This window comes from Algorimicrobium algoritergicola, assembly GCF_008086165.1.
GTDB lineage: Bacteria > Bacteroidota > Bacteroidia > Flavobacteriales > Flavobacteriaceae > Algorimicrobium > Algorimicrobium algoritergicola.
In genome coordinates this window covers 268,584-283,917 of the sequence record NZ_VSKL01000005.1, presented here as the reverse complement: position 1 = coordinate 283,917, position 15,334 = coordinate 268,584, and the positions used below count along the sequence as shown (strand labels likewise).

General features: G+C 33.4%; 14 protein-coding genes and 2 tRNA genes. 9 read left to right on the top strand and 7 right to left on the bottom strand.

Translation table 11 applies throughout. From position 1 onward, the window contains the following. Positions 1 to 68: 68 nt before the first annotated feature. Both ES675_RS13260 and ES675_RS13255 read left to right on the top strand, forming a co-directional pair. A complete protein-coding gene (locus ES675_RS13260) occupies positions 69 to 455 on the top strand; it encodes an RNA-binding S4 domain-containing protein (protein WP_066257328.1) in 387 nt (128 codons plus the stop codon). Positions 456 to 499: 44 nt separating this feature from the next. Then, positions 500 to 1,006, top strand: a complete 507-nt coding sequence (locus ES675_RS13255) for a phosphoribosyltransferase family protein (protein ID WP_066257325.1) — start codon at positions 500 to 502, stop codon at positions 1,004 to 1,006. Here ES675_RS13255 and ES675_RS13250 read toward each other — a convergent pair. Beyond that, entirely contained in the window at positions 998 to 1,513 is a 516-nt protein-coding gene (locus tag ES675_RS13250; RefSeq protein ID WP_066257322.1) for a shikimate kinase, read from the bottom strand. The genes ES675_RS13255 and ES675_RS13250 overlap by 9 nt on opposite strands. A 131-nt stretch (positions 1,514 to 1,644) precedes the next feature. On the opposite strand from ES675_RS13250, the gene ES675_RS13245 reads away from it, so the two are divergent. The 7 genes from ES675_RS13245 to ES675_RS13215 all read left to right on the top strand — a co-directional run bounded on the left by ES675_RS13245 (position 1,645) and on the right by ES675_RS13215 (position 6,963). Then, a tRNA-Lys gene (locus ES675_RS13245) sits at positions 1,645 to 1,717 on the top strand. Between the two features lie 56 nt (positions 1,718 to 1,773). After that, positions 1,774 to 1,857 (top strand) — tRNA-Leu (locus ES675_RS13240). A gap of 164 nt (positions 1,858 to 2,021) precedes the next feature. Continuing rightward, positions 2,022 to 2,918, top strand: a complete 897-nt coding sequence (locus tag ES675_RS13235) for a MerR family transcriptional regulator (RefSeq protein WP_066255568.1) — start codon at positions 2,022 to 2,024, stop codon at positions 2,916 to 2,918. Between the two features lie 44 nt (positions 2,919 to 2,962). Then, on the top strand, positions 2,963 to 4,429 hold the full coding sequence (locus ES675_RS13230) for a phytoene desaturase family protein (protein ID WP_066255562.1): 1,467 nt from the start codon (positions 2,963 to 2,965) through the stop codon (positions 4,427 to 4,429). Positions 4,430 to 4,490: 61 nt separating this feature from the next. Further along, positions 4,491 to 5,330: a phytoene/squalene synthase family protein gene (locus ES675_RS13225; RefSeq protein WP_066255559.1), complete on the top strand. Its 840-nt coding sequence runs from the start codon at positions 4,491 to 4,493 to the stop codon at positions 5,328 to 5,330. A gap of 7 nt (positions 5,331 to 5,337) precedes the next feature. Then, positions 5,338 to 5,787, top strand: coding sequence for a sterol desaturase family protein (locus tag ES675_RS13220; protein ID WP_066255578.1), 450 nt, complete (start codon positions 5,338 to 5,340; stop codon positions 5,785 to 5,787). Positions 5,788 to 5,808: 21 nt separating this feature from the next. After that, on the top strand, positions 5,809 to 6,963 hold the full coding sequence (locus ES675_RS13215; RefSeq protein WP_066255554.1) for a lycopene cyclase family protein: 1,155 nt from the start codon (positions 5,809 to 5,811) through the stop codon (positions 6,961 to 6,963). Here ES675_RS13215 and ES675_RS13210 read toward each other — a convergent pair. From ES675_RS13210 to ES675_RS13185, 6 genes are all read right to left on the bottom strand, one after another. Then, positions 6,949 to 7,518, bottom strand: a complete 570-nt coding sequence (locus ES675_RS13210; protein WP_066255551.1) for a TlpA family protein disulfide reductase — start codon at positions 7,516 to 7,518, stop codon at positions 6,949 to 6,951. The two genes, ES675_RS13215 and ES675_RS13210, sit on opposite strands and share 15 nt — an antisense overlap. 108 nt (positions 7,519 to 7,626) lie before the next feature. Further along, positions 7,627 to 9,891 carry an aconitate hydratase gene (locus ES675_RS13205; protein ID WP_066255549.1) on the bottom strand — a complete coding sequence of 755 codons (2,265 nt, stop codon included), beginning with the start codon at positions 9,889 to 9,891 and terminating at the stop codon, positions 7,627 to 7,629. 235 nt (positions 9,892 to 10,126) lie between these two features. Further along, entirely contained in the window at positions 10,127 to 11,080 is a 954-nt protein-coding gene (locus ES675_RS13200) for an AAA family ATPase (protein WP_066255546.1), read from the bottom strand. Between the two features lie 2 nt (positions 11,081 to 11,082). Further along, entirely contained in the window at positions 11,083 to 12,534 is a 1,452-nt protein-coding gene (locus tag ES675_RS13195; protein ID WP_066255543.1) for a peptidylprolyl isomerase, read from the bottom strand. Continuing rightward, a complete protein-coding gene (locus ES675_RS13190) occupies positions 12,497 to 13,354 on the bottom strand; it encodes a peptidylprolyl isomerase (protein ID WP_082985990.1) in 858 nt (285 codons plus the stop codon). Before ES675_RS13190 ends, ES675_RS13195 begins: the two co-directional genes overlap by 38 nt. After that, on the bottom strand, positions 13,355 to 15,304 hold the full coding sequence (locus tag ES675_RS13185) for a peptidylprolyl isomerase (RefSeq protein WP_066255536.1): 1,950 nt from the start codon (positions 15,302 to 15,304) through the stop codon (positions 13,355 to 13,357). Positions 15,305 to 15,334 lie beyond the last annotated feature (30 nt).

The window sequence follows — 15,334 nt, the reverse complement described above, 5'->3', positions numbered from 1 at the left end:
TTGTTGGCAAGATACAATTTTTATATAATTTTGTACAACAACATTAACGTAGTTTTTAGACCTTTTGTATGCGAATAGATAAATTTTTATGGTGTGTTAGATATTTCAAAACAAGAACCATAGCAACTACAGCTTGCAAAAAAGGGCATGTAAAAGTAAATGGTGATTCTGTAAAACCTAGTCGTGATGTGTATGCTACTGATAAAATTGAAGTTAGAAAAGATCAAATCAACTATACATTAACTATTAATGATTTGCCTCCCAACCGTGTTGGTGCTAAATTGGTTGATATTTACAGAACAGACACAACACCAAAAGAAGCCTTTGCTGCTAATGATTTATTAAAGTACTCCAAAGAGTACTACCGTAAAAAAGGTACAGGACGGCCTACAAAAAAAGACCGTCGTGATATTGAAGAATATCGTGATGAGAATGAAATTGAATCCGATATTTAAAAGAATTTATAATTATCTCTATTACCTTTGAAAAAACAGTTTTTATGAAACCAACAGAAAAAAATACGATTCTAAATCACGATGAGATAGTTCATAAAATAAGACGTATTGCCTATCAAATTTACGAAAGTAATGTTGATGAGGAAGAAGTTGTTTTGGCTGGTATTGATTCCAATGGGTATCTTCTTGCAAAGAAACTGAAAACCGTGTTAAGTAAAATTTCGACCATAAATCCTGTTTTATGCCGTGTAAAAATTGATAAGAAAAATCCCTTAAATCCTATTACTACATCGTTAGCGGTTTCAGATTACACAAATAAGTCGGTAATTTTAATTGATGATGTATTAAATTCTGGCACCACACTTATTTATGGTGTTAAACACTTTCTAGATGTGCCACTAAAACAATTTAAAACGGCTGTTTTAGTTAATCGGAATCATAAAAAATATCCCGTAAAAGCAGATTTTAAAGGTATTTCCTTATCCACCTCACTGCATGAACATGTAAATGTTATTTTAGAAGGGAAAGTTTTTGAAGCGTCTTTAGATTAGTTTTAATAAAATATCTTCAATAATATCATCTAGCGATTTATTAGCATTGATACTTAAATCAGCTTGATTATAAAAGTTAAGACGTTCAAAAATATGTTTCCCTACAAACTCGGTCGTTTCCTCTTGGGTTTTTAAATGTGCTACCAACGGTCTGTTTGCTTTATTTAAAAAAAGACGATTTCCCAATTCTGCAACTGAAACATTCAAGTAAATACTTTTGTTGTTCGGCTGCTGCTTAATAAGCGCCATATTACCACCATAGCAAGGCGTTCCTCCTCCTAATGATAATATCATGTCCTTTTGCTGTAAGAAAGTCTCTAAATGCTTTGCTTCTATTTTACGAAAATATATTTCTCCTTTGGTTTTAAATATGTCAGAAATAGACAAACCTTCTTTATTTTCAATATAATCATCTAAATCCTGAAACGATTTCTTCAAAATTCCGCTTAATTTTTCGCCAATTAGCGATTTTCCGGACGTCATATAACCCAATAAAATAATATTCATAATTAGCTTAAAAATTGATTATTAAAAAGATACGATCTTGCTCAACAAAAAAACAAAAAAAAATTAAAAAAAAGCCTTGTTTTATTAATTAAACATTTTATATTTGCACCCTCGTTACAGAGAAACAAAATGACTAGGTAGCTCAGTTGGTAGAGCATCTCCCTTTTAAGGAGATGGTCCTGGGTTCGAGCCCCAGCCTGGTCACTAAAAAAAAGTTAAGCAATCTGCTTAACTTTTTTTATTTTTAGTCATTATTTAATGCGCACGTGGCGGAATTGGTAGACGCGCCAGCTTGAGGGGTTGGTGGACATTAGTCCGTGGAAGTTCGAGTCTTCTCGTGCGCACTAAATTACTTCTCCTCAATTTCACAGCATATACATCGCCATCTTCTAAGTGATTCCAAATCTAGAAATGTATATATCACCTTAAACCTCTCTTATAAAATAATCGCTTTCTGGTTGTATATCCAAATAATTTATTACTTTTGTTTAAGATTTTTGATTAAAATATGAACAATATTAAGAATAACTTTAGCATCAAGGACCTAGAAAACCTTTCAGGTGTTAAAGCACATACTATTAGAATCTGGGAAAAACGTTACAACCTTTTAGAACCAAACCGTACGGAGACTAATATTAGATTCTATAGTTTAGAAAGCCTACAGAAGCTTCTCAATATTACGTTTCTCTATAATAATGGTTATAAAATATCTAAAATCGCTAAAATTGATGCCTTAGATATAGCTGATACCGTTCGTAATTTATCAGCTAAAGATTATGCTGATGATCACGCCACCAATATGTTTAAATTAGCCATGCTCAATTTTGACAAGGCGCTTTTTCTAAAAACCTATGATTCCTTAAAAAATCATAAAAGCTTTTCTGAAATATTCTTGGAAGTATTTATTCCGCTTATGAGTGAAATAGGCTTGCTTTGGCAAACAAATACCATTACACCTGCTCAAGAACATTTTATTTCAGAATTGATTAAGCAAAAGTTATTGATTAATATTGAAAAGCATCAATATGAAACACCAAAAAACAATGACAAAACATTTGTTCTTTTCTTACCCAATAACGAAATTCACGATTTAGGCCTACATTTTATTAATTACAAACTAACAAAATCTGAATATCACACTATTTATTTAGGTCCGAGCGTTCCCATTGTTAGCTTAAAAGACATTTTAAAACACTATAATAATGTGGTCTTTATTTCATACTTTACAGTGAAACCAGCTGCTGAAAACATTGAGGATTACTTAAATGAATTTCAAACGGAATTACTCATAAACAACAACGAATTATGGATATTTGGTAAAATGCTTGACACTTTGGATACAAGCAAACTACATAAGTCCATTAAACCTTTTCATTCTATTGCAGATTTGGAAAAATATCTTTAAAAAAAGAGGTTTTTGTTTAACATTTTCGTACATTTGTTAAACACATGAAAAAGAAAATTATAATTATAGGTTCAGGGTTCTCATCATTATCTGCAGCTTGCTATTTAGCAAAATCAGGGCATGATGTGACTATTTTTGAAAAAAATAATACTATTGGCGGTCGCGCAAGACAACTAACAAAAGATGGGTTTACGTTTGATATTGGGCCAACCTGGTATTGGATGCCTGATGTATTTGAACGATTCTTTGCCGATTTCAATAAAAAACCTTCCGATTTTTATCAATTAGAAAAATTAAATCCAGCGTATTCTGTTTATTATGGCAAGGATGATTATATAACAATAGAAGACACGTTAGAAAAAATCTCGATCGCTTTTGAAAAAGAGGAACCTGGCAGTTCAAAAACACTACAGAAATTTATTGATAGAGCGCAGGACAATTACAATGTAGCCATTAAAGATTTGGTTTACAACCCAGGTGTTTCTCCTTTTGAATTGGTTACAACCGAAACATTCAAAAAAATTGGACAGTTTTTTAGTACGATTAAAAAAGATGTTCGTAAAGAATTTAAAAACGAGCGTTTAGTTACCATTTTAGAATTTCCCGTATTATTCCTCGGCGCAAAGCCTGGTGATACGCCTTCGTTTTATAGTTTTATGAATTATGCTGATTTTGGATTAGGAACATTTCACCCTAAAAAAGGCATGTATCAAGTTATTTTGGCCATGGAAACATTGGCAAAAAGTTTAGGTGTTACCATTAAAACAAATGCACCTATTGAGAAGATACTTGTTGCACATAAAGTTGCTTCGGGCGTCATTTCAAATGGCGAAACCCATTTGAGCGATGTGGTTTTAAGTGGAGCCGATTATCACCACACAGAAACACTTCTAGATTCAGAATATAAGCAATATTCGGAAGCGTATTGGAGTTCTAAAACATTTGCTCCTTCATCACTCCTATTTTACGTAGGTTTCGATAAGAAGATAAAAAACGTCAATCACCATACCTTATTTTTTGACGTCGATTTTGAAAAACATGCCGAATCTATTTACGACAAACCCGAATGGCCGGAAAACCCATTATTCTATGCAAGCTTTCCGTCTATTACTGATACGCATGCGGCTCCTGAAGGAAAAGAAGCTGGTATCTTTTTAATTCCTTTAGCACCTGGATTGAAAGATAACACCAAATTACGGATGACCTATTTTACAAAAATAATGGATCGTTTTGAGGCATTAACCTCTCAAAAAGTTAGAGAACATATATTATTTAAGGAATCCTTTTGCGTAAATGACTTTGTTAAGGATTATAACTCCTACAAAGGAAATGCATACGGAATGGCTAATACTTTATTGCAAACTGCCTTTTTAAGGCCTAAATTAAAAAGTAAGAAGGTAAATAATTTGTATTTTACAGGACAGTTAACAGTTCCAGGTCCTGGAGTACCACCATCATTAATCTCTGGAAAACTGGTTGCCGAGCTTATAATTAAACATCATACAACCTAAAACCACACATTATATTTAAAGGATGTATTTAAAAAGCATTGCAACAATTAAACACTAAAAGATGAAATCAATTTTCGACCATGTTTCTCATGCGTGCAGCCAAACGGTTACTAAAACCTATAGCACTTCTTTTTCTTTGGCAACCAAAATGTTATCTAGCGCCATCCGTCAGGATATTTATAATATTTATGGTTTTGTTAGATTTGCGGATGAAATTGTAGATAGTTTCCATGACTATGATAAAGAAGCGCTGCTTAATGAATTCGAAAGCGATTTGTATGTAGCTTTAGAACGTAAAATAAGTTTAAATCCTATTTTAAATTCGTTCCAAGAAACCTATCACAAATACGGTATTGAAAAGCACATGGTTGAAGCCTTTATGAGAAGTATGCGTACCGACTTACATAAAACCACCTATTTAACCCAAGATGAATATAACACCTATATTTACGGTTCTGCGGACGTGGTTGGGCTCATGTGTTTAAAAGTATTTGTAAAAGGTGATAATGAAAAGTATAATCACCTTAAAAATTCGGCTATGCATTTAGGTTCTGCATTCCAGAAAGTGAATTTTTTAAGAGATTTAAAAAGTGACTATGAAGATTTAAGTCGAACATATTTTCCGAATACGGATTTATCTAAATTAGATGAAGCCTCAAAAATTTTGATTATAGAAGAAATAGAGCTCGATTTCGCTATTGGTCTTCAAGGCATTAAAGAACTACCTATTGAAGCAAAATTTGGTGTTTTTACCGCTTATAGATATTATAGTCAGCTATTAAAAAAATTAAAGAAAACACCCGCATTACAAATTAAGAACACGAGAATTCGCGTAGCTAACTATAAAAAAATTGAGTTATTAACGCGTAGTTATGTGAAATATCAACTAAATTTATTGTAAAAATATGATGGATATAATTTTATGGATATTAGTTTTTATTGGCACATTCCTCTTTATGGAATTCATGGCTTGGTTTACCCATAAATACATTATGCATGGATTTTTATGGAGTGTTCATAAAGACCACCACCACAAGGAACATGACAGTTGGTTTGAACGCAACGATTTGTTTTTTATTTTTTATGCCATAGTAAGTATTACTTTATTTCTGCTTTGGAGGTATGATGGCTTATGGATTGGACTCCCAATGGGACTCGGAATTTTTGCCTACGGACTGGCTTACTTTTTTGTTCATGATATTTTTATTCACCAACGTTTCAAATTATTACGAAATGCTAATAATTGGTATGCAAAAGGTGTTCGTCGTGCGCACAAAATGCACCATAAACATTTGGGTAAAGGTGATGGCGAATGTTTTGGAATGTTATTTGTTCCATTTAAATACTTCAAAAAATAATTCACATTAATCAGTTTTTTCATGTCTCACGAAAATCATTTCGATTATATCATTATAGGACGTGGTCTCGCTGGTTTACAGCTTGCTTTGGGTTTTACCAAGGATAATATACTAAAACAAAAGAAAGTTGCTTTAATTGACCCTTCTGATAAATCAACCAATGATAAAACATGGAGTTTTTGGGAAATTGGCGTGAGCAAATGGGATGCCATAACTGAAAAATCTTGGGAAACGGCACTTTTTTATTCCAAAAATAAATCAATCACCCTGCCTTTAGAACCATATACGTATAAAAGTATTCGGTCTATTGATTTTTATAATTGGGCGAAGGAAATTTTACAAAAATCTTCAAATATTCATTTTATAAAAGATTCTATTATTTCTACAACCGAAACGAATAACGTTTTGGTCCAAGGTAAAATGGAAACTTACACAGCAGATCACGTTTTTGATAGTAGAATTCCAAAGGACTATTACTCCGAAATATCTAAATTCACATTAGTTCAACAACATTTTAAAGGTTGGATTATTGAAACCGAAACGCCTCATTTTAATCCTAATGCTATCACGATGATGGATTATCGGTTTCAACATCAAAATTCCACAAGTTTTGTTTATGTGCTACCTTTTTCAGAAAATCGCGCACTAATTGAATACACCTTTTTTACACCGGAAACTGTTTCAGAATCCGTTTATGATGATGCTATAAAAGACTATATTGAAAGTCATTTAGAAATTGAGAAATACAAAATTGTTGAAACCGAAATGGGTAATATTCCCATGACGGATTATCCTTTTTGGAACTACAATACCAAGCATATAACTAAAATTGGTACCGGAGGCGGTTGGGTAAAAGGCTCAACGGGTTATTCGTTTAAGCATACAGAAAAAAATGTAGCGACCATTATTTCCAACATTAAAAACGGGCAACAACCTTCACATAAGCTCTTTAAAAAGAAATATAAATTCTACGATAAAATTTTTCTCAATGTTTTAAAAACAAATAACGAGAAAGGTGTTTGGATTTTCGAGCAATTTTATGCAAAAAACGCCATCTCCACTATGTTCCGATTTTTAGATGAAGAATCATCTTTTACTGAAGATGTGAAAATTATGCGCTCTTTGTTTTCTTGGAATTTTATTAGCGCATTTTTAAGCGTTTTATTCAGACGCTAACAAATCATCTAATAACTTTCTCACAGAATCACTATTCCAATTTGCAGCTCCTGATTTATCCATCACAATGGCTCCTGATTTATCAATAAGATACGTTTGTGGAATACTTGTAGTTTGAAACTGCTTGGGTGTATTGGTTACCGATTGATAAAACTCGAAATTATAGTCGTTTTTACTTTTAAAATCATTGATAATTTTAGACTTCTCATTTGAAACTAATAGAAATACCACCTGATCTTTATAATCTGCATACAAGTTATCAATACTTGGCATTTCGGCAATACAAGGCGGACACCAGGTTGCCCAGAAATTAATAAACACCACCTTTCCTTCGGCTTGTTTAAAATTGAATTGATTTCCTTTTGAGTCTACTAACTTCCAATTCTCATAGGATTCTAATATCTCGCGCTTATCTGCGCTAATTTCGGAAGGGCTAATCATTGCCAAACCTTTCTGTAAAAAAATTTGAATAGGCTGTCGTGTTTGTGGAATAATTAGCAAGGCAATCACGATAACAAAAATAATATTACTGGTTGTAAACTTCGGTTTCTTCATAGTATCAAGTAAAATTCATTTGTCGCCAACATAGCGGATTCCTAACAATAAAAAACTCCTGAAAAAATAAATTATCAGGAGTTTAAATATTTAAAACAAGCTTAATTATTAAGCGTTGTTTTCTTTCTTAATTAAGTTTAAAGCTGAACCTTCATTATACCAATCAATTTGTGCTTGGTTATATGTATGATTCGTTACAATAACATCTTTAGATCCATCTGCATGGACAAATTCTAATGTTAATGGCTTATCTGGTGCAAAACCATCTAAATCTAGGAAGTTGATGGTATCATCTTCTTGAATTAAATCGTAATCACTTTCATTAGCAAATGTTAAACCTAACATACCTTGCTTCTTCAAGTTTGTTTCATGAATACGTGCAAACGATTTTACTAAAACAGCTGCAACACCTAAAAAACGAGGTTCCATTGCGGCATGCTCACGAGACGATCCTTCACCATAGTTATGATCTCCTACAACAATTGAATAAACGCCATTAGCTTTATAATCTCTTGCTACATCTGGAACACCACCATACTCACCTGTTAATTGATTTTTAACAAAGTTTGTTTTCTTACCAAAAGCATTAACCGCTCCAATAAGCATGTTGTTAGAAATATTATCTAAATGTCCTCTAAAACGTAACCAAGGTCCAGCCATAGAAATATGGTCGGTTGTACATTTTCCGAAAGCTTTAATTAATAATTTAGCACCGGTGATTTTATTTCCAATAGGTGTAAAAGGTGTTAACAATTGTAAACGTTCAGAAGTTGGACTTACAGAAACATCAACATCACTTCCATCTTCAACAGGCTCTACATAACCAGATTCTTTAACGTCAAATCCTAATGGTGGTAACTCTAAACCTTTTGGTTCGTCTAATTTAATTTCTTGACCATCTTCATTTAATAACGTGTCATTCATAGGATCAAAATCCAAACGACCCGAAATAGCGATTGCTGCAACCATTTCTGGAGAGCCTACAAACGCATGTGTGTTTGGGTTACCATCGGCACGTTTTGAGAAGTTTCGATTGAAAGAATGTACAATGGTATTCTTTTCATCACCTTTTCTGTCACTTCTATCCCATTGTCCAATACAAGGACCACAAGCATTTGTAAAGATAGTGGCGTTTAAATCTTCAAATATTTTTAAAACACCATCGCGTGCTGCTGTAAATCGAATTTGCTCTGAACCTGGATTAATACCAAAATCAGATTTCGGTTTAATGTTTTTATCTACGGCTTGTTTTGCAATAGAAGCTGCTCTAGTTAAATCTTCATAAGATGAATTGGTACATGATCCAATTAATCCCCAATCAACTTTTAAAGGCCAGTCATTTTTTCTAGCTTTTTCACCCAGCTCACCAACAGGAGTTGCTAAATCTGGTGTAAAAGGTCCGTTTAAATGCGGACGTAACGTATTTAAATCAATTTCAATAACTTGATCGAAATATTGTTCTGGAGATGCATAAACTTCGTCATCACCGGTTAAATACTCACGAATTTTATTTGCTTCATCAGCAATATCGTTTCTATCAGTAGCACGTAAATAACGTTCCATAGAATCGTCATAACCAAATGTAGATGTTGTAGCACCAATTTCGGCACCCATATTACAAATAGTTCCTTTACCTGTACATGATAAATTTTTAGCACCAGGGCCAAAATATTCAACAATAGCACCTGTTCCACCTTTTACAGTAAGAATACCAGCTACTTTAAGAATTACATCTTTTGCAGATGTCCACCCATTTAAGCTACCTGTTAATTTAACACCAATTAACTTCGGGAATTTTAATTCCCAAGCCATTCCAGCCATAACATCTACAGCATCAGCACCACCTACTCCAATGGCAACCATACCTAATCCACCTGCATTTACAGTATGTGAATCGGTTCCAATCATCATTCCTCCTGGAAATGCGTAATTTTCTAATACCACTTGGTGAATAATACCTGCTCCTGGTTTCCAAAAACCAAGACCATATTTTTTAGAAACAGATGCTAAAAATTCAAAAACCTCATTACTGGTTTCGTTTGCACGTTTCAAATCTGGTACAGCACCTTGTTTTGCTTGGATTAAGTGATCACAATGCGTTGTAGTAGGAACAGCCACTTTAGCTTTTCCTGCTTGCATAAATTGTAATAATGCCATTTGCGCTGTAGCATCTTGCAATGCAATACGGTCTGGAGCAAAATCCACATAATCTTTTCCTCTTACAAACGCTTTGGTAGGATTACCATCCCAAAGATGTGCGTATAAAATCTTTTCTGAAAGTGTTAATGGTTTACCAACAACTTCGCGTGCTTTATCTACACGTTCAGCCATATTTGCATAAACCTTTTTGATCATGTCAATATCGAATGCCATATTATATATTTAATAGTGAATAAACTTATTTATCTCCAAGCTAATGGGACTGCAAAAATACAAATTTTAAAGAAGATTAAAAAATATGTAACGAAAACGTCTTATCATTGAAGGATATTTAACAAAATATCATTTATAACAAAAATAGCCATATTAAAATCAAAATTTTTATATAAAAAATATTAATTTAACAATTAATGGTAAAAATATTATAAATGAATTAATTTAGAACGATTTAAAATAAACTGGTAATAATCTGTTCTTCGGTAATACCTTCGGCTTCTGCCTTGTAATTCTTAATAATTCGGTGCTTAAAAATAGAGAATGCCACAGCTTGAACGTTTTCCATATCTGGCGAAAACTTACCGTGAATTGCCGCATGCGTTTTGGCAGCTAGAATTAAATTTTGTGATGCTCTTGGTCCTGCACCCCAATCAATGTAGTTTTTAACTAAATCGGCGGCTTGCGGACTATTTGGTCTCGTTTTACCTGTCATTTTCACCGCATATTCCACGACATTGTCAGCCACAGGAATACGACGTAGTAATTGTTGGATATCTACAATTTCTTGTGCTGTAAACAACGGATTCACTGTATTCTGAACATCTGAAGTGGTTGCTTTTACAACAGCAACTTCTTCTTCAAAGGTTGGATAGTCCAAATTAATTGCAAACATAAAACGATCCAATTGCGCTTCTGGTAACGGATACGTTCCCTCCTGCTCAATGGGGTTTTGAGTTGCTAAAACAAAATAAGGTAAATCTAATTTATAATGATGTCCAGAAACCGTTACCGAGCGCTCTTGCATAGCTTCTAATAAAGCTGCTTGCGTTTTTGGTGGTGTTCTGTTAATTTCATCTGCAAGAATAATATTGGCGAAAACAGGGCCTTTTATAAATTTAAAATTTCTGTTTTCATCTAATATTTCACTCCCTAGTATATCACTAGGCATTAAATCTGGTGTAAATTGAATACGTTTAAAATTAAGTCCTAATGCTTGCGAAATGGTATTAACCATCAACGTTTTTGCTAAACCAGGCACACCAATTAATAAGGCATGACCACCAGAGAAAATGGAGATTAGAATTTGATCAACAACCGCCTCTTGCCCAATGATAACTTTGGCTATTTCGGTTTTTAATAGTTTATATTTTTTTACGAAGCTTTCAATTGCAACAACATCAGACATATTTATTGTTTTAACCAGTTACTAGAAAATTCACAATCTCTATATTCATTATTAATTTTAATATAGGTATCCATGATTTTCTCATTTTGCCATTTATCAATAGCTCTAATGCGTTTTTCGTTAAGTGCTAATTCTTTAATTTTCAAGTAATCCCGTGCATAATCAGCTACATGCTCCTCAACACGATCGCTTACCATCATAATCTTAAATTTCACATTTCCAGAGCGTCCTTGATCGGTAAGCACCAAACTGACATCACCTTCCTTTAAATCTTGAATTTGTCCATATACTTCTGGATCAATCTTCGTTAACTCAAAATTATAATCTTGTGTTTCTGGGTTGATTAAAAATCCACCTTCACTACGAGTTTCCTTTTCATCACTTGATTCTCTAGCTGCATCGGCAAAACTAATATCACCATCCACTATACGCTGTCTGATTTTCATTAATTTCTCACGTGCTTCCGCAACTGCTGCATCGGACACTTTTGGAATTAATAAAATATGTCGAACGTCAAACTCTTGACCTCTAACTTTTTCTAAAAATATAATATGGTAACCATATTCGGTTTTTACCGGATCGGAGATTTCACCTTCTTGTAATGAAAAGGCTACTTCACGAAATTCCTTAACCATTCGTGGTTGCTTCCTGTTTAATGTGTACAAACCTCCTGTAGGTCTTGAAGCTACATCATCTGAATATAAAACGACTTTCGAGCGAAAGTTTGCGCCATTTTCAACAACATCTGCTTTAAATTGCTTTAACTGATTGATAACACGTTGGTTTTCTTCTTCCGCAATTTTCGGCTCTATAACAATTTGAGACACTTTTAATTCCGTACCAAATGTTGGACGTTCATCCTTTGGAATCTGATTAAAAAATTGGCGTGTTTCTTCTGGTGTAATTTCAATACCATCAAGAATCTTCTTTTGCATTTCACTTGCTAATTTCTGACTCTTATTAATTTCATACATTTCATCTCTGAATGCTTTTTCATTTGGATGATTATACAATTCCAAAAGCTCCTGCATGGTTTTGCCTGATTGTGCCAAGAACTGTTGTAATTGGTAATCTACATTGGAGCGAATTTCAGCATCTGACACGACAATACTATCTTGCACAGCGTGATGCGCGTAAAGCTTATCTTCCATTAATTTTCCAAATAGTTGACAACGTGTTACGCCATCCAAAGAAGCGCCTTGTGCTTTTAGTTGAATAATATTAGCATCCACATCGGAATCTAATATCACGTATTCTCCAACAACTGCAGCTACACCATCAATTTTTAATGCTCCAGAGGACAGGGTTGTATCTACTTTCTTTTCAGCAACAGGTGCTTCATCTTCAATAATTTCTTGGGCTTGAATAGCAACAGAAAAAAGTACGGCTAACACAGTAAATATATAGCGCATACGGCTAATTGTAGATTTCAAATTGTTTATTTTTAATAGCATCTTTTGTAATATCTTTTTCTAATTCTTTAATGAGTTCTAATTTTCGTTTATTGATAACAATTTGGTCTATTGTTGGTTTAATATATTCCAATGGTGCCGCACTGTTGCGTTCCAAAACGTCTTCAATTTGCATCAAATATAGGCCTAATGAATCTTTGAGTTGTATAAAATTAGATTTTTTTAACAATTCATTTTTATTTCCGGTTGTAACTACTGGAATTTTTTTGATGGCTTGTGTTACCTTAATCCAAATAGAATCGTTTAATGAATAGGATTTAAACTGAATGGCTATGGAGTCCAATTCCCTTTTATCATCCGCATCAAAACGTTGAAATTTCGTTTTTAAATCATTTATATCTAATCGATTTTCATCCACATGAATATATCTAAATTTGATGAGATTCTCTTTAAGTGTGAAAATATCAGTATTATTAGTATAATATGTTTCCGCTTCACTTTCTGTAACAACCGTATCAATATTTCTGCGCACTAAAGCCTCTAAATAAGAAGTTGCATACAAATCGTTTTTATATTGTTTGGCTAGCCTATTAAAATCTTGAAGTTTCTTTTCATTGAGATTCAGTTCAGCTCCCGCAACCAACAATTGTTTGGTAGCCCAACGTGTAATAAAATCATTTACACGAAGTAGACTGTCTTCCGTACTCATGTTTTCGGTGTACAGATGTTGCAAATCATCAGCATATAAAAAAACATCATTAACACGTGCAACGGCTGTTTGCTCATCTTCATGTTTGTAAAAATAATCACAAGACACGAGCAAAAAGGCACTCATTAATATGCTAAAATAGGTGTGTTTCAATTAATTGCTTTTTAATTCAGCTTTTACTTCTTTTAAAACCGATTCATTAACTTGAACAGGATATTTCTGCTCTAATGATTCTAACCATTGTTTTTCCTTAACAACTTGGTAATCGCTTATAATTTGGCCTTTGGCTTCCTCATAGGTTTTTGGCGATTCCGGTAAAACATCCTTAATGTTTGCAACAACATAAGCTGCATCATGACGATAAATTTTAGAGATACCTTTCTCAAAACTCATATCAGCTGTTACTGCTTGATGTTCTTTATCCATAATTCCAGACGTAAATATTACGTCAACAACGCCATTTGTATTTAAAGCTTCTTTAATGGCTTCAGGTGATTGGCCAGCTTCCAACATTTTTTGAGCGTTTTTTATAACCTTTTTATTTGAGGACGAAGCTACATCAGCATCTATACGCTTACGCCAATTGTACTTATTTTTATTTGCCTTGTAATAGGCTTGTAATGCCACAGAATCTGTTTTTGATGCATTCCAGATTTCATTCTCCATTAAATCAAACAACAATAAACCATCACGATATTCTGTAACGATGTTTGCAAAATCTTCACTCTCGTTTTCTAAATTCTCTTCTTGATACTGCATTAAATTCGCATTTAAAAAAGCATCATAACTTTCTCTCACGAGAATATCAAAGGTTTTTCTTGATGTTGCTTTGCGTTGATTTTTGAAAAGAAACTGACCAAAATCAGTATAGGTTAACGTTTTTTCATCAATAACAACCAGCGTTTTTGTTCCTGTAAAATCTGCAGGTAATTTCCAAGAACCTAAAAAATAACCTTCATTCATAATGGACTCGAAATACGCTAATGCTTCTGGGTTATCCTTCACATTATAGCGTTCTTTTAAGGTATTAACAATGGACGTATTAATTAATTGTGAACGTGAATCGCGCTTTACACGTGCTTCCAATTCAGATTTCATAGTATTAAAATCTGCTACTTCTGATTTATCTATCAATTTGATAATATGCCATCCAAAACCACTTTCAAAAGGCGCTGAAATATCACCTTTATTTTTTAGGCTAAATGCAACATCTTCAAATTCTGTAGAGCTTAATTGTCCACCTCCAAAAGTGGCTAATTTTCCACCATTTTCTGATGAACTTCGATCTTCAGAGAATTGTTTTGCTAACGATTCAAACGATTCACCTTGTTGTATTTTTTTATAAATTTCATTAATACGTGTTTCGGCGTCTTCCAACTTATCATCACGCTTATTATTAATCATAATATGTGCAACTGTGCGTTCACCTCTAGATGGTCTTGCATCTTCCACTAATACAATATGGTATCCAAAGCGTGTTTTAAATGGCATAGAAATGTCGTCCACTTTGGTAGTATATGCGGCGTTCTCAAAATCGTAAACCATTTTAAAAGCAGAAAAATACCCTAACCTTTCAGCGTATACTGTTTTTCCATTATGAATTTCCTTCTGAACTGGTTTAAAACCTTCTTTTAAAATTCGATCGCGCAATTTCAATAAATCATTATAGGCTTTTAGTGTATCTTGCGGTGTAACGTTTTCATCCAAACGAATCAACACATGACTCGCCTTAACCTCATTTGCAGTACGATAATATGCCTCTTCTACAAGCGCATCCGTAACTTTCGTATTTGTTAAATAATTTTTAGCTAATTGCGATTTGTAGTTACTCAATTCACGAACGTAAGTTGGCATCGTATCCAAACCTTTTGCTTGTGCTTCTTTAATTTTCAATTTATAATTTATGAATAACTCCAAGTACGAATCCACATCTTTCTGTGATTCATCTTTTACTAAATCTAGATTTTTATTAAATATTCGAATAAATTCTTCCGAATAAACTGGTGTATCTGCCACCGTAAACAATACAGATTTATCCGTAGTTTGCCCTTGTGTAGTAACAAAAACCACAAAGCATATTAAAACATATATAGATCTAAACATCAGAAATTTGTTTTTTGAATTCCTGCAAAA

What these genes read in the sequence shown, in the direction of transcription:
- ES675_RS13260 (WP_066257328.1), top strand. Translation starts at nt 69, where the DNA reads ATGCGAATAGATAAATTTTTATGGTGTGTTAGATATTTCAAAACAAGA.
- ES675_RS13255 (WP_066257325.1), top strand. Translation starts at nt 500, where the DNA reads ATGAAACCAACAGAAAAAAATACGATTCTAAATCACGATGAGATAGTT.
- ES675_RS13250 (WP_066257322.1), bottom strand. Translation starts at nt 1,513, where the DNA reads ATGAATATTATTTTATTGGGTTATATGACGTCCGGAAAATCGCTAATT.
- ES675_RS13235 (WP_066255568.1), top strand. Translation starts at nt 2,022, where the DNA reads ATGAACAATATTAAGAATAACTTTAGCATCAAGGACCTAGAAAACCTT.
- ES675_RS13230 (WP_066255562.1), top strand. Translation starts at nt 2,963, where the DNA reads ATGAAAAAGAAAATTATAATTATAGGTTCAGGGTTCTCATCATTATCT.
- ES675_RS13225 (WP_066255559.1), top strand. Translation starts at nt 4,491, where the DNA reads ATGAAATCAATTTTCGACCATGTTTCTCATGCGTGCAGCCAAACGGTT.
- ES675_RS13220 (WP_066255578.1), top strand. Translation starts at nt 5,338, where the DNA reads ATGGATATAATTTTATGGATATTAGTTTTTATTGGCACATTCCTCTTT.
- ES675_RS13215 (WP_066255554.1), top strand. Translation starts at nt 5,809, where the DNA reads ATGTCTCACGAAAATCATTTCGATTATATCATTATAGGACGTGGTCTC.
- ES675_RS13210 (WP_066255551.1), bottom strand. Translation starts at nt 7,518, where the DNA reads ATGAAGAAACCGAAGTTTACAACCAGTAATATTATTTTTGTTATCGTG.
- ES675_RS13205 (WP_066255549.1), bottom strand. Translation starts at nt 9,891, where the DNA reads ATGGCATTCGATATTGACATGATCAAAAAGGTTTATGCAAATATGGCT.
- ES675_RS13200 (WP_066255546.1), bottom strand. Translation starts at nt 11,080, where the DNA reads ATGTCTGATGTTGTTGCAATTGAAAGCTTCGTAAAAAAATATAAACTA.
- ES675_RS13195 (WP_066255543.1), bottom strand. Translation starts at nt 12,534, where the DNA reads ATGCTATTAAAAATAAACAATTTGAAATCTACAATTAGCCGTATGCGC.
- ES675_RS13185 (WP_066255536.1), bottom strand. Translation starts at nt 15,304, where the DNA reads ATGTTTAGATCTATATATGTTTTAATATGCTTTGTGGTTTTTGTTACT.